Origin of the sequence: Mesorhizobium sp. M0139 (genome assembly GCF_040322455.1) — a bacterium.
GTDB lineage: Bacteria > Pseudomonadota > Alphaproteobacteria > Rhizobiales > Rhizobiaceae > Mesorhizobium.
Genome location: NZ_JAMYTN010000009.1, coordinates 259,201 through 278,400, shown reverse-complemented (window position 1 = coordinate 278,400; position 19,200 = coordinate 259,201). Strand labels below are relative to the sequence as shown.

The 19,200-nt window shown below is 64.2% G+C and carries 17 protein-coding genes; 8 read left to right on the top strand and 9 right to left on the bottom strand.

All coding sequences use genetic code 11. From position 1 onward, the window contains the following. Positions 1-15: 15 nt before the first annotated feature. Positions 16-2,745, bottom strand: a complete 2,730-nt coding sequence (gene mutS / locus NKJ58_RS17875) for a DNA mismatch repair protein MutS (RefSeq protein ID WP_023712861.1) — start codon at positions 2,743-2,745, stop codon at positions 16-18. Between the two features lie 165 nt (positions 2,746-2,910). On the opposite strand from mutS, the gene NKJ58_RS17870 reads away from it, so the two are divergent. From NKJ58_RS17870 to NKJ58_RS17860, 3 genes are all read left to right on the top strand, one after another. After that, entirely contained in the window at positions 2,911-4,092 is a 1,182-nt protein-coding gene (locus tag NKJ58_RS17870; protein WP_031200463.1) for a glycosyltransferase family protein, read from the top strand. A 143-nt stretch (positions 4,093-4,235) separates the two neighbouring features. Continuing rightward, positions 4,236-6,515: an NADP-dependent malic enzyme gene (locus NKJ58_RS17865; protein ID WP_023685127.1), complete on the top strand. Its 2,280-nt coding sequence runs from the start codon at positions 4,236-4,238 to the stop codon at positions 6,513-6,515. A 124-nt stretch (positions 6,516-6,639) separates the two neighbouring features. Further along, positions 6,640-7,713 carry a sensor domain-containing diguanylate cyclase gene (locus NKJ58_RS17860; RefSeq protein ID WP_023712860.1) on the top strand — a complete coding sequence of 358 codons (1,074 nt, stop codon included), beginning with the start codon at positions 6,640-6,642 and terminating at the stop codon, positions 7,711-7,713. A 70-nt stretch (positions 7,714-7,783) separates the two neighbouring features. On the opposite strand, the gene NKJ58_RS17855 is transcribed toward NKJ58_RS17860, so the two are convergent. Beyond that, positions 7,784-8,776 carry an adenosine kinase gene (locus NKJ58_RS17855; protein ID WP_023692653.1) on the bottom strand — a complete coding sequence of 331 codons (993 nt, stop codon included), beginning with the start codon at positions 8,774-8,776 and terminating at the stop codon, positions 7,784-7,786. A gap of 215 nt (positions 8,777-8,991) precedes the next feature. On the opposite strand from NKJ58_RS17855, the gene NKJ58_RS17850 reads away from it, so the two are divergent. Continuing rightward, on the top strand, positions 8,992-9,894 hold the full coding sequence (locus NKJ58_RS17850; protein ID WP_023819532.1) for a DMT family transporter: 903 nt from the start codon (positions 8,992-8,994) through the stop codon (positions 9,892-9,894). Between the two features lie 202 nt (positions 9,895-10,096). Beyond that, complete coding sequence (locus NKJ58_RS17845; RefSeq protein WP_023692652.1) at positions 10,097-10,798, top strand: sulfate transporter family protein; 702 nt, start codon at positions 10,097-10,099, stop codon at positions 10,796-10,798. A gap of 5 nt (positions 10,799-10,803) precedes the next feature. On the opposite strand, the gene NKJ58_RS17840 is transcribed toward NKJ58_RS17845, so the two are convergent. The 6 genes from NKJ58_RS17840 to NKJ58_RS17815 all read right to left on the bottom strand — a co-directional run bounded on the left by NKJ58_RS17840 (position 10,804) and on the right by NKJ58_RS17815 (position 15,392). Further along, positions 10,804-11,802, bottom strand: a complete 999-nt coding sequence (locus NKJ58_RS17840; RefSeq protein WP_352853548.1) for a proline racemase family protein — start codon at positions 11,800-11,802, stop codon at positions 10,804-10,806. A gap of 13 nt (positions 11,803-11,815) precedes the next feature. Then, positions 11,816-12,619 (bottom strand): isocitrate lyase/PEP mutase family protein, encoded by an 804-nt coding sequence (locus NKJ58_RS17835; protein ID WP_023732504.1) that lies wholly within the window; start codon positions 12,617-12,619, stop codon positions 11,816-11,818. 76 nt (positions 12,620-12,695) lie between these two features. Beyond that, a complete protein-coding gene (locus tag NKJ58_RS17830) occupies positions 12,696-13,433 on the bottom strand; it encodes a hypothetical protein (RefSeq protein WP_245271019.1) in 738 nt (245 codons plus the stop codon). Positions 13,434-13,690: 257 nt separating this feature from the next. Then, positions 13,691-14,350 (bottom strand): HAD family hydrolase, encoded by a 660-nt coding sequence (locus NKJ58_RS17825; protein ID WP_023725825.1) that lies wholly within the window; start codon positions 14,348-14,350, stop codon positions 13,691-13,693. Beyond that, the gene (dut, locus tag NKJ58_RS17820; RefSeq protein WP_023743202.1) at positions 14,351-14,836 is read right to left on the bottom strand and encodes a dUTP diphosphatase; all 486 of its coding nucleotides are present in this window, start codon (positions 14,834-14,836) and stop codon (positions 14,351-14,353) included. 85 nt (positions 14,837-14,921) lie between these two features. Beyond that, positions 14,922-15,392 (bottom strand): Lrp/AsnC family transcriptional regulator, encoded by a 471-nt coding sequence (locus NKJ58_RS17815; RefSeq protein ID WP_023690042.1) that lies wholly within the window; start codon positions 15,390-15,392, stop codon positions 14,922-14,924. 114 nt (positions 15,393-15,506) lie between these two features. Here NKJ58_RS17815 and NKJ58_RS17810 point away from each other — a divergent pair, with 114 nt between their 5' ends. The 3 genes from NKJ58_RS17810 (at position 15,507) to NKJ58_RS17800 (ending at position 18,100) form a co-directional block, all read left to right on the top strand. Continuing rightward, a complete protein-coding gene (locus NKJ58_RS17810; protein WP_023685117.1) occupies positions 15,507-15,761 on the top strand; it encodes a DUF6356 family protein in 255 nt (84 codons plus the stop codon). Positions 15,762-15,776: 15 nt separating this feature from the next. Continuing rightward, on the top strand, positions 15,777-16,571 hold the full coding sequence (locus tag NKJ58_RS17805) for a class II glutamine amidotransferase (protein WP_023743203.1): 795 nt from the start codon (positions 15,777-15,779) through the stop codon (positions 16,569-16,571). Between the two features lie 155 nt (positions 16,572-16,726). Beyond that, a complete protein-coding gene (locus NKJ58_RS17800; protein ID WP_023743204.1) occupies positions 16,727-18,100 on the top strand; it encodes an amidase in 1,374 nt (457 codons plus the stop codon). Here NKJ58_RS17800 and NKJ58_RS17795 read toward each other — a convergent pair. Continuing rightward, positions 18,094-19,167 (bottom strand): NAD(P)/FAD-dependent oxidoreductase, encoded by a 1,074-nt coding sequence (locus tag NKJ58_RS17795; RefSeq protein WP_352853545.1) that lies wholly within the window; start codon positions 19,165-19,167, stop codon positions 18,094-18,096. The genes NKJ58_RS17800 and NKJ58_RS17795 overlap by 7 nt on opposite strands. Positions 19,168-19,200: the final 33 nt, after the last annotated feature.

Below are 19,200 nucleotides of genomic sequence, written 5' to 3'. Positions count from 1 at the left end.
AAGGCTGAAATCGGACTAGGTTTTCCCCGCCAGCCCCTTCAGCCGGTAGAGCGCTTCCAGCGCCTCGCGCGGCGTCATCTCGTCTGGATTGATCTCACCCAGCGCTGCGCCCAATGCGTCGCTCTTCGCAGGCTTTGCCGCTTCCCGCTTCATTGCCACCGAAAACAGCGGCAGATCGTCGACCAGTCGGTTGGCCTTGCCGGAGACATCGCCTTCCTCGAGTTGATGCAGCACCTCTTTGGCGCGGCCGACCACCGCTTCGGGCAGACCGGCAAGGCGAGCGACCTGAACGCCATAGGAGCGATCGGCGGCACCCTTGCCGACCTCGTGCAGGAAGACCACGTCGCCTTCCCACTCCTTGACCCGCATCGTGACATTGTGCAGTCGCGGCAGCTTGCCGGAGAGTGCCGTCATTTCGTGGAAATGAGTGGCGAAGATCGCCCGGCAGCGGTTCTTCTCGTGCAGATACTCGACTGCCGCCCAGGCGATCGACAGGCCATCGAACGTGGCGGTGCCGCGACCGATCTCGTCCAGGATCACCAGCGCCCGTTCGCCGGCCTGGTTGAGGATCGCCGCCGTCTCTACCATCTCGACCATGAAGGTCGAACGGCCGCGCGCCAGATCGTCCGAGGCGCCGACCCGCGAGAACAGCCGGTCGACAACGCCGATATGGGCCGACGTCGCCGGCACGAAGGAACCGGTTTGGGCGAGGATGGCGATCAGTGCGTTTTGCCGCAGGAAGGTCGACTTACCGCCCATATTCGGACCGGTGAGCAGCCAGATCGCGCCGGCCTTGGCCCCGTCTTGCGGCGACAGATCGCAATCATTGGCGACGAACGGCCCTTCGCCCGAACGCCGCAGCGCCTGTTCCACCACAGGATGGCGCCCGCCCGAAATGTCGAAGGCAAGGCTGGAATCGACCAGCGGCCGGCACCAGGCTTCGCTCTCCGACAACAGCGCGAGCGCCGCCGACACGTCGAGCACGGCGAGCGCATCGGCGCCGGCGCGGATCTTCTGCGCCTCGCCGACCGCCTCAACCGTCAGCGTATCGAAAGCGGCAAGCTCGATGCTCAGCGCCCGGTCGGCGGCATTGGCGATCTTGGTCTCGAGTTCGGCAAGTTCGGTCGTGGTGAAACGCATGGCATTGGCCATGGTCTGGCGGTGGATGAAGCGCGCCTTGGCGCCGTCGCTTCCGGTCATGATCGAATGGTGGTTGGCGGTCACCTCGATGTAGTAACCCAGCACATTGTTGTGCCGGATTTTCAGCGAGCGGATGCCGGTCTCCTCGATCAGCGAGCGCTCCAGTCCGGCGATCACCTTGCGCGATTCGTCGCGCAGCGCCCGCATTTCGTCGAGTTCGGCATGGTAGCCGCCACGCACGAAGCCGCCGTCGCGCCTCAGCAGCGGCAGTTCCTCGCCAAGAGCCTGGGCCAGATGCTTGGCCAGCGCACGCGGCAGCGCCTTTATCGCGGCAAGTGCTTCCGTCAATTCATGGGGCAGCGCTGTTGCGGCGAAGATTTCGGCAATGGCGCCCGCCGCTTCAAAGCCGGCACGCAGCGCGCCGAGGTCGCGCGGGCCGCCGCGGTTGAGCGCCAACCGCGACAGCGCTCGCGGCATGTCGGCGACGCTCTTCAGGCTTGACCGCACCGCCTGGCAGAGCCGCGTCTCGGCGCGGAAGAACGATACCGAATCAAGCCGGGCAGCAATCGCCGCCGGATCGGTCAGCGGCGCCATCAGCCGGTCGGCGAGCAGCCTGGCGCCGCCGCCGGTGACCGTGCGGTCTATAGCCTTGAACAGCGAGCCGTCGCGGCTGCCCGACAGCGTGCGCAACAGTTCCAGATTGCCGCGTGTCGCAGGATCGATGAACAGCGTCGAGCCCTGCTCCTCGCGTTCGGGACGCGACAAAGGCGGCCGCTCGGCCTTCTGCGTCTTTTCGACATAGGCGATGGCGCCCGAGATCGCCGACAATTCGGCGCGCGAGAAGGCACCGAAACTGTCAGGCGTCGCCACTTCGAAGAAGCGCGCGATCCGCCCCGCTGCCGAAGCCGAATCGAAAAGCGACGGCGGCTGCGGGCTGGCGACGCGGCCGATGACGTCGAACACCGGCTTCAGCTCGGGATCGTAAAACACCGGCTCGGCGACGATCAGCTCGCGCGGGTCGACGCGGAAGACATCGGCCAGCAGGCGGTCGGCCGTGGTTTCGGCGACGCGGAAGACGCCTGTCGAGATCTCGATCCAGGCCAGGGCGAAGGCGTCACCGCTGTTGCCGCCCTTCACCCGCCCTAGCGCCATCAGGAAGCTCGATTCCGACGGCGCCAGCAATTTGTCCTCGGTGATGGTGCCGGGCGTCACCAGCCGCACCACGTCACGGCGTACGACCGATTTGCCGCCGCGCTTCCTGGCTTCCGCCGGGTCCTCGACCTGCTCGCAGACGGCGACGCGGAAACCCTGGCCGATCAGCTTCTGCAGATAGTCGTCGGCCGCATGCACCGGCACGCCGCACATCGGAATGTCATGGCCCTGGTGCTTGCCGCGCTTGGTCAGGACGATGCCCAGCGCGCGGCTCGCCTTCTCGGCATCGTCGAAGAACAGCTCGTAAAAATCGCCCATGCGGTAGAACAGCAGCGAGTCTGGGTTCGCCGCCTTGATCTCGATATATTGCTCCATCATCGGCGTGACGCTGCCGACGGGCGCAGGCGGTGTCACCTCGGGGGCGTCGGTTTCTGCTGAAGTGTGCATGTTCATGCCCGCACGCTAGCAGATGTGGGTGCGGGGTTTAATGCCGGCGGCCCGAAAAGCAGGGGACGACCGGCCTCGACGGCGGCTTGTGCTCCCTCTACGCCGGGTGAAGCCGTTGGTTGCTTCGGGCGCCAACCAGACCCTATGATCGCCATGGCGGGGATAAGCGGCATGGATCAGGACAAACAGGAGGCGTTCGAAGAGCTGGTCGGTCCGGCTGGATCGGCGCTTGAGCGCCTGCTGCTGTTGGCGGCGCGGCGCGTCCACCGCACCAAAAGCAAGCTTAGGGGGACAGTGCGCAAGCGCGTCCCCTTCCTCCTGCCGACACGGGGACCGCTGTCCGATCTCGATAGCGGCATCGAGATGTCGCTGCATGTGCTCAGCCGCGACCCGCTGGTGCTCTATGTCCCGATTGGCGGAGCCCGTCCGCTCTATCCGCTGGCGGCCCTTGGCCGGCGCCTGGCGGGACGGCGCGTCACCTTCCTGACGATGCAGACCTGGACCATGGAGCGGCCGGCTGTCATCGCCCGGATGGGCCGCGATCTCGCCTGGTATGCCGGCCGGTTTCCGCTGCACGAAATCATCTTCCTGTGCAACACCGAGGAAGAGCGCCGTCTCGTCGCGGCTGCGGGCGGCAATGCCATCTTCTCCAACCACAATCTGATGGTGTCGGAGGATATATTCCGGCCGCTGCCGGACGTGCCGGTCGAATTCGACGCGGTCTACAATGGCCGCATCTCGCCGATCAAACGCCATCACCTGGCCTTCGACATAGAGCGGCTGGCCCACATCACCTATTCGATCGGCGAATTGCCGCCGGTTGCCGCCCGCGCCTTTGTTCGGCGACTGCAGGCGCGTTCGCCGCTCCACCAGATCGCCAATCCGCTCGTCGACGGCTGGCCGGGCAAGCTGACGGCGCAACAGGTCAACCACGTCTACAACCAGGCCGCCGTCGGGCTGTGCCTGTCGGCCGTGGAAGGAGCGATGTACTCCTCGATGGAATATCTGATGGCCGGCCTGCCGATCGTCAGTACGCCGAGCCTTGGCGGTCGCGACGTCTATTTCGATCCGGATTATTGCATCGTCGCCGATCCGGAACCGGCTGCCATTCGCCGCGCCGTCGAGACGCTGCGAGATCGTGCCATACCGCGTCAGCACATCCGCCGCCGCACGCTGGAGAAGGTTCACGCCCAGCGCATCGAACTCATGGCGTTCCTGACTGCATTGCTGCGGCGCAAGGGAAGCCGTGCGCCACCCATCGAGACGTGGCCTTTCCCCGGCACAGACGGCATGATGCGACGGGGAACGGTGCGCGAAATCGCTGCCTTCGTCAGCGAGCCAGAGCCGACGTGACGCCGTTCGACCTCGGGAGATTTCGCTGCGGGCGTGAAGATCGCTTGGCGATTTACAGCGGTGGCGTGTAGCCTTGATCCAGAAGTTTCAAAAACACGCACCCGTCTCAAGGGGGCGACACCGGCGAGGAATTCAAAAGCATCATGGCCAAGAAAACCGAAAATAGCGGCCCCTCCGTCAGCGCCGAGGAGGCGCTGGAATTCCACGCCATGGGCCGCCCCGGCAAGCTGGAGATCGTCGCCACCAAGCCGATGGCGACGCAGCGCGATCTGAGCCTCGCCTATTCGCCGGGTGTCGCGGTTCCTGTGCTGGCCATCGCCGAAGACCCCAGCCGCGCCTTCGACTACACGACGCGCGGCAACATGGTCGCCGTCATCTCCAACGGCACCGCCATTCTCGGCCTCGGCAATCTCGGCGCGTTGGCCTCCAAGCCGGTGATGGAAGGCAAGGCGGTGCTGTTCAAGCGCTTCGCCGATGTCGATTCCATCGATCTCGAGGTCGACACCGAGGATGCCGACGAATTCATCAATTGCGTGCGCTTTCTCGGCCCGTCCTTCGGCGGCATCAACCTGGAAGACATCAAGGCGCCGGAATGCTTCATCATCGAGCAGCGCCTGCGTGAATTGATGGACATCCCGGTCTTCCATGACGACCAGCACGGCACCGCCATCATCTCGGCCGCCGGGCTGATCAACGCGCTGGAGATCACCGGCCGCGACATGAAGACCACGAAAATGGTCTGCAACGGCGCCGGCGCCGCCGGCATCGCCTGCATCGAACTGATGAAGGCGATGGGCTTTGCCCCCGAGAACATCATCCTGTGCGACACCAAGGGCGTCGTCTACCAGGGCCGCACCGAAGGCATGAACCAGTGGAAGTCGGCGCATGCGGTCAAGACCGACACGCGCAGCCTGGCCGAGGCGCTGGACGGCGCCGACGTCTTCCTCGGCCTGTCGGCCAAGGGCGCATTGACCACCAAGATGGTGCAGTCGATGGCCAAGAACCCGATCATCTTCGCCATGGCCAATCCCGACCCGGAGATCACGCCGGAGGAAGTGGCCGAAATCCGCACCGACGCCATCATGGCCACCGGGCGTTCGGACTACCCCAACCAGGTCAACAATGTGCTGGGCTTCCCCTACATCTTCCGCGGTGCGCTGGATGTCAGGGCCACCACCATCAATGACGACATGAAGATCGCCGCAGCGAGAGCGCTGGCCGACCTGGCGCGCAAGGACGTGCCCGATGATGTCGCCGCCGCCTATCAGGGCAACCGGCCGAAATTCGGCCCCAACTACATCATCCCGGTGCCGTTCGATCCGCGCCTGATCTCGGCCATCCCGCTCGCTGTGGCCAAGGCGGCGATGGAGTCAGGCGTCGCCCGCAAGCCGATCCTCGACCTCGACCGCTACGCGCAGGAACTGTCGGCCCGCCGCGACCCGATCGCCTCGACCTTGCAGCGCATCTACGACCGCGTCCGCCGCCAGCCCAAGCGCATCGTCTTTGCCGAGGGCGAGGAAGAACAGGTGATGCGCGCCGCCGTCTCCTATGTGAACCAGAAGCTCGGCACCGCGATCCTGCTCGGCCGCGACGATGTCATCAAGGAAAACGCCAGGCACGCCGGCATCGACCTCAACAAGCAAGGCATCGAGATCATCAATGCCAGGCTGTCGCGCCGCAACGGCATCTATACCGATTATCTCTACGAGCGCATGCAGCGCAAAGGCTTCCTGTTCCGCGACTGCCAGCGGCTGATCAACAACGACCGCAACCATTTCGCCGCCTGCATGGTGGCGCTGGGCGATGCCGACGGCATCGTCACCGGCGTCACCCGCAACTATTCCACGGCGCTCGACGATATCCGCCGCGTCATCGACGCCAAGCCCGGCCACCGCGTCATCGGCGTCTCCATCGTGCTCGCGCGGGGCAAGACAGTCCTCGTCGCCGACACCGCCGTGCACGACATGCCCAATGCCGAGCAGATCGCCGATATCGCCGAGGAGGCCGCGGGCTTCGCCCGCCGCATGGGCTACGAGCCGAGGCTCGCCATGCTTGCCTATTCGACCTTCGGCCACCCGCAGGGCGAACGTTCCGAGCGCGTGCAGGAAGCGGTGCGCATCCTCGACAAGCGCCGCGTCGATTTCGAATATGACGGCGAGATGGCCGCCGACGTGGCGCTCAACGCCCGCGCCATGGCCCAGTACCCGTTCATCCGGCTGACCGGCCCTGCCAATGTGCTGATCATGCCGGCGTTCCACTCGGCCTCGATCTCGACCAAGATGCTGCAGGAACTCGGCGGCTCCACCGTCATCGGCCCGCTGCTGGTCGGCCTCAACAAGCCGGTCCAGATCGTCTCGCTCAACGCCAAGGATTCGGACATCGTCAACATGGCTGCGATCGCGGCCTATAGCGCGGGAGCCTGATTCGCGGCAAAATCGCCAACCCATAAGAGATTGATAATATTCGGCTGCTATAGGGAACGTTCTCGCCCCCTATGGCCTTATGGCATTGGCGGCGCGCTCAGACCGCCAAAACGGGGGTGCGGCCATGAAGCATGACACGGCATCTGTGGTCGGCCACGGGGTCTACCACGACGAGCGGCTGGACGCGCTGCTCAGCATCACCGGCCGCATGGACGGTTATCTCTACCGTTGCCGCAACGATGCGTCCTACACCATGCTCTACATCAGCGACGGCATTTTCACCGTCAGCGGTTATCGGCCGAGCGACTTCATTCAAAATGCCGTGCGCGACTATGTCTCGGCCATCCACCCGGATGATCTCGCTGCCGTCTATGCCGCCGTCGATACCGCGCTCGAGGCGCGCTGCAACTGGAACGTCGACTACCGCATCGTGCCGCAGGTCGGCGAGCCGCTCTGGGTCCGCGAGATCGGCGGCGGCGTCTGGGACGAGGCCGGCGAACTGGAATTCCTGGAAGGTTTCGTCGTCGACATCAGCGACCGCAAGGTCGTCGAGGATCTCAACGCCGAGCTGCTGCTCGAACTCAAGGCCGCCAATGAGGAACTCTCCGTACAAAAGCGCGAGATCGAGCTGGCCAAGCAGCACAGCGACCACTCGGCCAACCACGATGCATTGACCGGCCTGCCCAACCGGCGCGCCTTTCACAACGAGCTGAGGTCGGTGATCGACCGCTGCGACAGCACCGGCCAGGCGGCCGGCCTGCTGTTCATCGACCTCGATAGGTTCAAGAAGGTCAACGACACGCTCGGCCACGAGGCCGGCGACGCGCTGCTGCAGGAGGTGGCGGGTCAGCTTCGCACCATCCTGCGCAGCGCTGATTTCGTGGCGCGGCTCGGTGGAGACGAGTTCGCATTCCTGTTTTCAGGAGAGGCTAGCCGGGCCCGACAGAAGGCCGTGGGCGTCGCCGAACGTATCCTGGAAAAGCTGCGGATCAAGGTGCCGACGCCGAATGGTGCCATCCATGTTGGTTGCACCGTTGGCGTCGCCATCTACCCGGCGGAAGCGTCCGATTCGGAGGCGCTGATAACGCTCGCCGACCGACTGATGTACATCGGCAAAAAGAGCGGCCGCAACCGGCTGGTCACCGCCGGGGCTTTGGAACCCGGGCCTACGTCCGACGGCCTTCGCCGCACCGCCTGAGCGGAGCGCCGGACAGCCTGAACCGGCGGGCACCCTCATCTGGCTGGGCGCTGCGCGCCGAAAGATGGCCCTACAGCAACCCCGCCAGTTGGGCCGCGCTGCGCAAATTCTGCCGCGGCCTTGGCCCAAGCTGCTGGATCACCAGCCCGGCGGCTAGCGAGCCGAGATCGCCGCAATCCTTCAGGCTGCGCCCGCTCGTATAGCCATAGAGGAAACCGGCGGCGTAGAGGTCGCCGGCGCCAGTGGTGTCGACCAGTTCGCGGATCGTCGTCGCCTGGATGGTGACGGTCTCGTCGCCGCGCACGATCACCGAGCCTTTTTCGGAGCGGGTGACGGCGGCAATCTTGCAGTCCTTGCGGATAGCCGCCAGCGCCTCGTCGAAGGATTTTGTCTGGTAGAGCGACTTGATCTCGTGGCTGTTGGCAAAGACGATGTCGACAGTGCCCGAGCGCATCAGCTCGAGGAACTCGTCCCGGTAGCGGTCGACGCAGAACGAATCCGACAACGTCATCGACACTTCGCGCCCGGCCTCGTGTGCGAGCTTCGCCGTCTGCCGGATCGCCTCCTTGGCGCGCGGCGGATCCCACAGATAGCCCTCGAAATAGGTAACCTTGGCGCCGGATGCCTTGTCGGCCTCGACGTCTTCCGGGCCGAGTTCGACGCAGGCGCCGAGATAGGTATTCATCGAACGCTCGCCATCGGGGGTGACGAATATCATCGAGCGCGCCGTCGGCGGCTGTCCCTCAAGCGGCCTGGTGTCGAAGGCAACGCCCTGGGCATGGATGTCATGGGCGTAGATTTCGCCGAGCGGATCGTTCGACACCTTGCCGAAGAAGGCGGCGCGGCCGCCGAAGCTGGCGACGCCCGCCGCCGTGTTGCCGGCGCTGCCGCCCGAGGCCTCGATCGCCGGCCCCATGCGGCTGTAGAGCAGCTCGGCGCGCTTGGTGTCGATGAGGTTCATCGCACCCTTGATGATGCCGTTGGTCTCGAGAAAAGCGTCGTCGCACTGGGCGATGATGTCGACAATGGCATTGCCGATGCAAAGCACGTCAAAATCCGGCATCAATGTCTCCGCCTCGGAACCTGCCGGCTTTCTGCCGCGCCCGGGCGGGTCTACAGCATCACCCCGAAAAATGGCAACCGATTTCCATCCTTTGCCGGCCCAAGCCGGCGCGCGCGCCTGGGACGAGGCTCCATCACAGTTCGACCGTGGCCGAAGCATCTGACCGCCGGGTCGCCTACAAGCTTGGCCTCAAATCAAGCGCTGGAAGCACCCGCATGCAAGCAAAGACCGACATGACCACCGAACTGGCGCTGCTTGGCGTGCTGGCCGCCCTGTGGGGCGCGTCCTATACCTTCATCAAGATCGGTGTCGAGACGATCCCGCCGATATCCTTCATCGCTGCCCGCACCTTGATTGCCGGCGCCATCCTGCTCGCGCTGATCCGCTGGCGCGGCCTCGCCATGCCCAAGGACAGCGCGACCTTGTGGCGGTTCATGGTCCAGGCCTGCCTCAACAGCGTCGTGCCATTCACGCTGATCGCCGCCGCCGAGCGCTCCATCGACGCCGGCCTCGCCACCATTCTCAACGCGACCTCGCCGATCTTCACCTTCCTGCTGACCGCGCTCATCACCCGCCACGAAACCGTAACCGCGCGCAAGCTGTTCGGCGTCGGTGCCGGCATCGCCGGTATTTGCCTGATCGTCGGCACCCAGGCGCTTGGCGGGCTCGGCCATCAATTGTGGGCGCAGCTTGCCGTCATTGCCGCCACGGTCTGCTATGCCGGCGCCGCCATTTTCGGCCGCGGCTTTAGGGGACTCGACCCGATGCTGCCGGCCGCCGGCTCGATGCTGTGCGGCGCAGTCATCCTCGTCCCCTTGAGCCTGGCCTTCGACCGCCCGTGGACCCTGTCGCCTTCAATGGCGTCGATACTGGCCTTGTTGGCATTGTCGGTGTTCTCCACGGCGCTGGCCTTCTGCATCTTTTTCCGCCTCATCCACACTCTGGGTTCGGTCGGCACGACGTCGCAGGCCTATCTGCGCGTGCCGATCGGCGTCGGCATCGGCGTCGTGTTTCTCGGCGAAAGCATCGGGCCGACGGCGCTCTGGGGCATGGGCTGCGTCGTCGCCGGCGTTGCGGCAATGACCATCCCAGCCCGCTCCCGGGCGCTGGCGCGCTAGATCATTATCAGATTTGGTTGAAATCTCATCATGATCTAACCCTTTGTTGGAGTATGATCTTTTCCAAAAACCGGTCCCCATTTTTTGGGATCATGCTCTAGTTAGTTCCCGTCCGGAATTGCGCCCGCTCCAGCAGGCTTGCGGCTGATAGGGTCTCCGCCTATGTCGGAGATGTCCGTTTGTTCCTGGGGGTGGAAACGCCGTGATCTCCAACGCTGCCCGCGCCGCCTTCAGCCGGCTGTTTTCTCCCGAATTCCGCGCGGTTTTCCTGAAGACGCTGGGCTTGACCGTCCTGGCGCTGGTCGCCTTGTGGTTCGTCTTGACCGGGCTTGTCGATTGGCTGGCGCTGCCATGGGTTCACTCCTTGTTGCCCGGCCTGCCGTCCTGGGCCGGATGGCTGGGCGGCATTATCGCGGCCATCGCTCTTGCCTTCGGGATGGCGCTGCTGATCGCGCCGGTGACGGCAATCGTGGCGGGCCTGTTTCTCGACGACATCGCCGAAGTGGTCGAGCGCACCGACTATCCGGCCGATCCCGTCGGACGCGCCATGCCGGCGCTGCGCTCGCTCGTGTTGTCGGTGAAATTCTTCGGCGTCGTCATCCTGGGCAACATCGTCGCCTTGCTCCTTCTGTTGGTTCCAGGCGTCAACATCGCCGCCTTCTTCATCGTCAACGGCTATCTGCTCGGACGTGAATTCTTCGAATTCGCCGCCATGCGCTTCCGCCCGGAAGATGAGGCGAGGGCGTTGCGCCGGAAATATGCCGGCACCGTCTTTCTGGCCGGGCTGCTCATCGCTGCCTTCCTCGCCGTGCCCCTGCTCAACCTGCTGACGCCGCTCTTTGCCGCCGCCATGATGGTGCATCTGCACAAGGCGGTCGGCGCGCGGGAGAGCGCCGGGCGATAGGCCTATCAACGCAGAAGAAAACCGCGTCCCAATTCGTCATCCGGCTCGACGGTGAATTCCGCCCGGCCCGAATAGTAGGCGCGGCCGCCGACGCGGGCGATGATCGCATCATGCGGGCCGGCCATGGTCGTGCGCGCCACCGCTCCGGAAAAGCGCGAGCCGGCGATGCTTTCGAAGGACCGCTCCTGACCAGGGTTGATCTCACCCTTGGCATGCATTGCCGCCAGCCGCGCGGTGACGCCGGAGCCGGTCGGCGAGCGGTCGACCTCGGCATCGGCAAAGACGCAGATGTTTTTTGTTGCCTCGCCGGAGAACGCATCGTGTCCATCGGTGAGGATGGTGCCGTAGAGGAAAGCGAGATCGGCATGGTCGGGATGCGATAGAGGGAACGCCGCCTTCAGCCGCTCGGTCAGCGCGGTTGCCGCGTCGACGAAATCGCGCACCCGGCTGCGGCCGAACTCCAGGCCGAATTGATGGCAGTCGGCCAGCGCGTAGAAGGCGCCGCCATAGGCGATGTCGAACGCAATCTTGCCGTATCCCCCCAAATCGATTTGTTGGTCATGGGCAAACAGAAAGGCCGGCACGCTTTCGAACGACACCGATCCCGCTTTGCCGTCCTTGACCTCCACCGAAGCGACGACCAAGCCGCACGGCGCCTCGATGTTGACCATGGTGATTGGCTCCTGTTTCGCCACCAGGCCTTCGTCGACGGCGTAGCGGCCAAGCGCAATGATGGCGTGGCCGCACATCGTCGAATAGCCCTCGTTGTGCATGAACAGCACGGCCAGCTCGGCGCCGGGCAGGTCGGGCTCCACCAGCAGCGCGCCATACATGTCGTAGTGGCCGCGCGGCTCGAAGATCAGCAGCTTGCGCAAATGGTCGAGGTGGTCGCGCACATAGGCGCGCTTTTCCAGGATCGTGCCTTTGGGAATGTCTGGATAGCCGCCGGTGACGATCCTGAGCGGCTCGCCGCCGGTGTGCATGTCGACGACGGTGAGCGTCATGCGCCGGGACCCCCTAGCCTGAGGATTTGGAAAACAGCGCCTGCAATTTGCCGAACGGGATGGCGGCCCGGGTGAAGCCGAACGTGCCGTCCTGCTGGATCTCGCGCGCCGCGGTTTCCAGCATGCCGAAGGCGAAATTGGTCAGCCACGGACCGAGCGAGATGCGCTTGACCCCGGCCATGGCAAGGTCGGCGATGGTGAAGGCCGGGAGTGCCATGACATTGACCGGCCTGCTCACCGCCGAGCAGATGTTCCGGATGGTCTCGACATCTTTGAGGCCGGGCGCATAGAGCACATCGGCGCCGGCCTTTTCGAAGGCCTGCAGCCGCTTGATCGTGTCGTCGAGATCCGGTTTGCCCCAAAGGAAATTCTCGGCCCGTGCGGTGAAGACAAAATCATGCTTGAGCGCCCGTGCGGCCTCAGCAGCAGCTGCAACGCGCTCGACGGCGTGTGAAAACTCATAGATGGGCTTGTCGGGATCGCCGGTATGGTCCTCGATCGAGCAGCCGGCGAGACCTGCCGCTTCGGCCGCAAAAACCGTCTCGGCGGCACTCGTCGCGCTGTCGCCCTTGCCTTTCTCGAGATCGGCCGACACCGGCAGGCTGGTCGCCGCCGTCAGCTCGCGGCAATGGTGGATCATCGCCTCGAAGGTCACTGCGCCATCGGGCAGGCCGCGCGAGAAGGCAAAACCGGCGCTGGTCGTCGCCAGCGCCTTGAAGCCGAAGGAGGCCAGGAGCTTGGTCGTGCCGACATCCCAGGGGTTGGGCATGACGAAGGTCGAGGCGTGCAGGTCGCGAAAGATCTTGCCCTTGTCCATGAGTGCTCCCTTCAGATGCGGAATATCGGCAGATTCTATCGTGCAGAAATGCACCGGGCAAACGAATGCGGTTGGCTCAGAAGCGTTTGGCGTTCTCTCCTGCCAATCTGTCCAGCGCGTCGGTATCCTTGACGTAGTGCAACGTCTTCTTGTCCCAATGATCGGCAACGGAAATTGCGTGGGCTTCAGGCTTGGGCGGCTGGCCGTCGCAGCTCTCGCCGTTGAGCACCGTGGCGTCGGTCACCGTCACTTTGACCGCGGCATAAGGCTGCCCGTCAGCGATCGTCTGGAAAGCAACGTCCTGCTTGCGGCTGTAGGCGCACAGGTTCTCATCGAAGGTGAAGATCATGTCGATCAATTGGAATTTGTCGTCGCGCACCATGATCAGCGGCGTGATCGCGTAGTTTTGGCTTGAATTGAAATGCGCGCTCATGGTGATCACGATGTCGTCGTTCGGCCCAACGGAAAGCTTGCCCGGTTCACGGAAATAGGTGCCGCGGTCGAGCGCGACATTGACGGCGTCGAGCAGCTTCGGCTTGTCTGTGATGTCGTAGAGCGCCAGCACGGCATAGCCTTCGGCGCTGTCGGGAGAGTCGCCGAGGTCGTAGAGCATCGCCAGCCGGTCCTTGCCCCCGGCCTTGATGGCGAGCACGCCGGCGTTGGAGAGGCCCGATGTCTCAGGCGGCGAACCGCCGCCATCCGGTCCCTCGATGTGGCGCATCTCGATCGGCAATCCACCCCGGTAGAAACCGTTGCTGTCACCTGCGAGGCCGGGAATGACCATCCTTGCGAGGTCCAGATAGGTCACATCCATGTGACCGGGGATGGCGCTGCCGAATTCCGGGAAGCTGACCGCTTGCGCGCTGGCTGCGGTCCAAAGCCACGGCAGCAGCACAAGCGCTAGAGCAATTTCAGGAAAAGTGTGTGCGGTTTTCCGGCCGGAAATTGCGACAAAACAAAAAGATAGAGCGGTTCGCCGTTTCCATGAAACGGTGAAACGCTTTAGGATGGAGCGAAGCAGGTTCGTTGGCATGGGTGCCTCAGGCTGGCCGCGCGGAACCTAACACAGCTTCAGTGGATCGGCACCAGCCCGGCAAGTTCGCGCATGTCGTCGAACAGGACGCCGCCAGCGCCGGCTAGGCCATCGCGGTCGGAATAGGGATCCCCATGATAGGAATAGACACGCATGCCCGCGGCAATGCCGGCCTGCGTGCCGGCAACGCTGTCCTCGATGACGATGCAGTCGGCCGGCGCAAAACCCATGGTCTTTGCCGCATGCAGGAACAGGTCCGGGAACGGCTTGCCGCGGCTGACCATGGTCGAAGAGAACATGGCATGCTCGAACAGCGGCAGCAGCCCGGTCTGGCCGAGCGTGATGTGCATCTTCGAGATACGCGCAGAAGTGGCGACGCAATAGGGAATGCCGGCCGCGCGAACCGCCTCGATGAAGTCGCGCACATAGGGGATCGCCTCGACGCCATGCGCAAACAGATCGGGCAGGCCGGCATTCCAGCGATCGACGAAATCGGCGCCGAGCCGCACCGTGGTCGTCTCTTCGATTTCCTTCTGCACCGAAGCCATGCTGCGGCCGGAAAAATATTTGCGGCAATATTCGAATGTGGTGGGATAACCGGCGGCAACAAACCACTCGGCAAGCCGCCGGTTGGCAAGGTTCTCGGTGTCGACCAGGATTCCGTCGCAGTCGAAGATGACCAGTTTCGGTATGCTCATTCAGGCGGTGCCGGTCGATCCGAACCCGCCCGCGCCGCGCGTCGTGGCGCCGGCCAGCGAGCGCTCCTCAACCGTCACCTGCGTCACCGCGGCAAAGACGATCTGGGCAATGCGCATGCCGCGCGTCACCGCGAAATCCTCGTCGCCGAGGTTGACCAGCAGCACCTTAACCTCGCCGCGATAGTCGCTGTCGACCGTGCCTGGTGAATTGAGGACGGTCAGCCCATGCTTGAAGGCAAGGCCGGAGCGCGGCCGCACCTGGCCTTCCATTCCTTCGGGAATTTCCAGGATCAGACCGGTCGGCACCAAGGCGCGCTTGCCAGGCAGGATCAGCAGCGGCCGGTCTTCCGGCACCGCGGCGCGCAGATCCATGCCGGCGGCGCCGGTGCTTTCGTAAGCGGGAAGGGGAAGTCCATCGCCATGCGGCAACCTGACGAAGCCGATAGTGGGACCAATGACGGAGGAATTTTGGAAGGCTGCGCGCATAAAATCGATCCTATCGGCGCGAACGGCGATTCGGTCAACTCGTCCGCAGGCCTATCAACGGCTTTCTTTCAGGCGTCAGTGTGACCTAGCGCAATTCCACCGGAACGACGGTCGTCTCCTTGATCTCCTCCATGACGAAGGAGGCCGAAACGTCCGACAGCGCCACCTTGGCGATCAGCCGCTGATAGAGCCGGTCATAGGCCTTCATGTCAGCGACGCGGGCGCGCAGCACGTAGTCGAGATCGCCGGACATGCGATAGACCCCGGTGATCTCGGGAAAACCAGTCACCGCCGCACGGAACTTCTGCAGCCAGTCCGGGTCATGATTGGAGGTGCGGATCAGGATGAACACCGAAAGTCCGAGCCCGAGCTTGTCGGCATCGACCAGCGCCACCCGTCCGGTGATGACGCCGTCCTCTTCCAGCCGCTTGACCCGGCGCCAGCAGGCGTTGCGCGACAGCGACACTTTTTCGGAGAGCTGATCGACCGACAGTGTGCCGTCGCGTTGCAGCTCGGCCAGCAATCTTCGGTCGATTTCATCAAATTCAAGCGCCATGTTGGGATGAATGTCCCGAACCACGGCGTTAGACAAGGACAAATTGAGACCGATGAACCTTTACCCCGTGGCAGGATACCCACATCGGGGCTTATCCCGGCAGGAGGGATCACCATGACGACGCTGTTTTCGAAGCTGTTCACCTCTCACCCGGCCAAGGTGGGCGAGACCTATTTCAGCCATATGGCCTTTGCCGCCTGGTTCTGCTCGCGCCTCCTGATGGCCGCTGGTGCGGCACTCGTTCACGCTTTCTTGCCGTTTCTCTTCGAAACTACGGCAAGCCGAATCGTTCGCGAACTCTACGAGCGGACGCACAACAGAGGCTCGCACGCGGTGAAGGAGCCCCAGGCTCTCTTGGATCGCGCCTAGGATTGGTTAGAAGCGATGTGCCGATGGGCGGCCTATCTGGGTGAAGCGGTCTTCCTCGAAGACGTCGTCACCGCGCCTTGCCACTCGCTGATTGCCCAGAGCCATTGCGCCCAGGAAGCCAAGTCGCCGACCAATGGCGACGGTTTCGGCCTTGCCTGGTATGGCGACCGGCCCGAGCCCGGCCTCTACCGCGACATCCTGCCGGCCTGGTCGGATCCCAATCTGAAAAGCCTGTGCCGGCAGATCAAATCCGGCCTGTTCCTCGCCCATGTCAGAGCGTCGACCGGCGGCGCCACCAGCCGCATGAACTGCCATCCCTTCATCTCCGGCAGCTGGTCGTTCATGCACAACGGCCAGATCGGCGGCGTCGAAAAGATCCGCCGCGCGCTGGAGAACTCGCTCTCTGACGCCGCCTTCGACCAGCGCGAGGGCACCACCGATTCCGAATTGTTTTTCCTGCTGATGATCGACGAGGGTCTTGCTGGCGACCCGCAAGGGGCAGTATCGCGCGCCACCGCTCGCGTCATCGAGGCATCGCGCCGCGCCGGTCTGGAGCCAGCCTTGAAACTGACCGCAGCGTTCTCGGATGGGCAGGCGCTCTATGCCGTGCGCTACGCCAGCGACGCCCACGCGCCAACGCTCTACACCTCGCTCCGCAATGGCGGTCGCTGCATCGTTTCCGAACCCTTCGACCGCGAAGGCAGCGACTGGCAGGCCATTCCGCCGGCGAGCTTTGTCACGATCAGCGGCGATGGGATGGTTATTCGGCCGTTCGTGCCGGCAACTGCGAAGCTCCCGCTGGTGGGCTGATCGAAGGAAACAGGGTAGGCCGCATTCCTTCGCGCCCCCCTCAACCGAACCGGTCAGCGCAATTACGATCAAGCGTTCCCTGTCCTAGAAATGCTGAACTCACTTCAAGCCGCGCCTGCCATTTGGCGAAGGCGCCGACTGCCGGAGCATTCGCCATGGACCTAGTCTTCTCCTCGACCGTCGACCTCGCCGCCACGATTGCGGCGCGAAAAATCTCCGCCGTTGAGGCGCTAGACGCGCAACTGGCGCAGATTGACCTGCATAACGAGGCGGTCAACGCGGTCGTCAATCTCGATCGGGAAGGCGCCCGCGAGCGCGCGAAACAAGCCGACGCGGTGCAGGCGCGCGGCGATGCGCTCGGACCGCTGCATGGCGTGCCTTTCACGTTGAAGGACATGCACCAAACCGCTGATATGAAGACCACGGTTGGTTTCGCACCATTCGCCGACTATGTGGCAAAGGCAGACAGTCCGGTCGTCGCCCGATTGAAAGCCGCAGGCGGCATCCTGATTGGAAAGACCAATGTCGCGACGATGCTGGGCGACTGGCAGTCGGACAATCCGCTGTTCGGTCGCACCAGCAATCCGTGGAACCGCTCGCGCACGTCAGGCGGGTCCAGCGGTGGCGCCGCGGCAGCGGTGGCGACCGGCATGACGCCGTTCGATGTGGGAACCGACATGCAGGATTCGATCCGCCTGCCGTCGGCTTTTTGCGGTGTCTACGGGTTGAAACCGACCGAGCATCGCGTGTCGCTGGCCGGCGCCTTCCCCGATCCGAACGGCGCGGCGCGAAGCGTGCGGTTGATGTCCTGCCTCGGCCCGCTGGCGCGCAGCGTGGATGATCTTGCGCTGATCTACAAAATCATCGCCGGCCCGGACGGAGCAGACACCGACCTCGCGCCGGTGCCCGTAGAGGCCATGCCCAGGCTCGACCTCAAGACATTGCGCATCACCGTCGCGCCGTCCTTCCCCGGCTTTCCGGTGGCTGGTAAAATCGCTGCCGCGGTCGAAAGCCTGGCCAAGCGCTTGCAATCAGCAGGGGTGATTGTGGAAGAAGCGAACTTGCCTGAGATCGATCTGCATGACGATCTGGAGCAGGGCGGCGATCTGATCGGCATGATGCTGGAGGCAGCGCAGCCCGAACCGCCGGAGCAGCCAACGCCGATCACCAATTGGTTCGAGGCGCTCGCTCGCCGCGACCGCTCGATCCTGGCCTGGGACAGGTTCTTCGAAACCTGCGATGCCTTGCTGTGCCCGGTCGCCATGACCACGGCCTTCGCGCATTGTGAGCCCGGCACGCCGATCGAAGTCGACGGCAAGGAGCAAAGCTATTGGATGCTACCGGCCTATGGCGCGGTCTTCAATTATTCCGGCCATCCGGCACTCTCGCTGCCCTGCGGGCAAGACCGCGACGGCCTGCCTATCGGCCTGCAACTGGTCGGCAAGCGCTGGTCGGAATCGCGGCTGCTCGGCATCGCCAAGGCGATCGAAGCGCTGACCGGCGGCTTCAAGCGTCCGCCGGGCTACTGAGCAAACCGACCCAACCCATAAGGCGTCAGCAGCGGATCACGCTCGCCGTCGAGAATTTCGCGCGTGGCGAACAGCCCGACCGCCGGCGCCAGCGTGATGCCGGAATGCATGACGGCGACATAGAGGCCGTCGGCGCCCTCGGCGCGGCCGATGATCGGAAAGCCGTCGATCGGCGTCGGCCGGTAGCCAACCGTGTGGAAATCGAATTCCAGTTCGTCGGCGCCGCGCAAGGCCGCCTTCATTGCTGCGAACAAATCGCGCGCCGTGGCGTCGGGGTTCTCACCTGGATCGCCGCCGGCGAAATCCGAGCCGGCAATGATGCGGCCCTCCGCCGTCTGGCGCATATGCAGCTTTTCGGCATGCACCAGCCCGTTGAGCAGCTTCTTGTATGGCCGCGAGTGGACGATCAGGCCGGGCGGGGTCTCGATAGGTAGCTTGATGCCGGCGGTAGCGGCAATATCGGGCGCCCCGACGCCGGCTGCGATCACCACCTCTTCGGCTGCCATCAGCCCATGCGATGTATCGACACCGGTAATCCTGCCATAGGTCTGGACAAGTGCGGTTACAGAACTGGAGAGAACGCGCGCACCTTGCCGTTCTGCGTCGGCCAGCAGCGCCTTGGCCGCTGCGACCGGTTCGGCCACGCCTTCTTCCGCGACATAGACAGCCAATTCCGGTGGCTCGACGAGACTGGGCTCGATTTGCGCTGCCCGCCCGGCGTCGACGCGTTCGATGCCGTAACCCCAGGAAGCGTGCTCAGCCGCGTAGGCTTCGAGCCTGCCTGCCGGCAGATCCCAGCACAGCCCGCCGCACCAGGCGAGCGGCAGGCCGGGCAGCTCGTTTGCCAGCCGCTTCCATTCGGCCATCGCACGGATGCGCAGCCGGAAATAGATTTCGGGATTGCCCCAGCTGGCGTTGATCCAGGCAAAGGAGTTTGGCGTGGCGACGCCGCCGGCACCACTATCGGAAATCACAGTCACCCGCGCCCCGGCCTTGGTCAGGTGCCAGGCGATGGACGCCCCGATAATGCCGGCGCCGATGACGATGACTTCTTTAGCGCTGCTCATACCGGACCTCTCAAATTGGGCTCCTCTGATGCC

Excerpts from the sequence above, each read along its gene's own strand:
- mutS (WP_023712861.1), bottom strand. The coding sequence starts at position 2,745 with ATGAACATGCACACTTCAGCAGAAACCGACGCCCCCGAGGTGACACCG.
- NKJ58_RS17870 (WP_031200463.1), top strand. The coding sequence starts at position 2,911 with ATGGATCAGGACAAACAGGAGGCGTTCGAAGAGCTGGTCGGTCCGGCT.
- NKJ58_RS17865 (WP_023685127.1), top strand. The coding sequence starts at position 4,236 with ATGGCCAAGAAAACCGAAAATAGCGGCCCCTCCGTCAGCGCCGAGGAG.
- NKJ58_RS17860 (WP_023712860.1), top strand. The coding sequence starts at position 6,640 with ATGAAGCATGACACGGCATCTGTGGTCGGCCACGGGGTCTACCACGAC.
- NKJ58_RS17855 (WP_023692653.1), bottom strand. The coding sequence starts at position 8,776 with ATGCCGGATTTTGACGTGCTTTGCATCGGCAATGCCATTGTCGACATC.
- NKJ58_RS17850 (WP_023819532.1), top strand. The coding sequence starts at position 8,992 with ATGCAAGCAAAGACCGACATGACCACCGAACTGGCGCTGCTTGGCGTG.
- NKJ58_RS17840 (WP_352853548.1), bottom strand. The coding sequence starts at position 11,802 with ATGACGCTCACCGTCGTCGACATGCACACCGGCGGCGAGCCGCTCAGG.
- NKJ58_RS17835 (WP_023732504.1), bottom strand. The coding sequence starts at position 12,619 with ATGGACAAGGGCAAGATCTTTCGCGACCTGCACGCCTCGACCTTCGTC.
- NKJ58_RS17830 (WP_245271019.1), bottom strand. The coding sequence starts at position 13,433 with ATGGATGTGACCTATCTGGACCTCGCAAGGATGGTCATTCCCGGCCTC.
- NKJ58_RS17825 (WP_023725825.1), bottom strand. The coding sequence starts at position 14,350 with ATGAGCATACCGAAACTGGTCATCTTCGACTGCGACGGAATCCTGGTC.
- dut (WP_023743202.1), bottom strand. The coding sequence starts at position 14,836 with ATGCGCGCAGCCTTCCAAAATTCCTCCGTCATTGGTCCCACTATCGGC.
- NKJ58_RS17815 (WP_023690042.1), bottom strand. The coding sequence starts at position 15,392 with ATGGCGCTTGAATTTGATGAAATCGACCGAAGATTGCTGGCCGAGCTG.
- NKJ58_RS17810 (WP_023685117.1), top strand. The coding sequence starts at position 15,507 with ATGACGACGCTGTTTTCGAAGCTGTTCACCTCTCACCCGGCCAAGGTG.
- NKJ58_RS17805 (WP_023743203.1), top strand. The coding sequence starts at position 15,777 with ATGTGCCGATGGGCGGCCTATCTGGGTGAAGCGGTCTTCCTCGAAGAC.
- NKJ58_RS17800 (WP_023743204.1), top strand. The coding sequence starts at position 16,727 with ATGGACCTAGTCTTCTCCTCGACCGTCGACCTCGCCGCCACGATTGCG.
- NKJ58_RS17795 (WP_352853545.1), bottom strand. The coding sequence starts at position 19,167 with ATGAGCAGCGCTAAAGAAGTCATCGTCATCGGCGCCGGCATTATCGGG.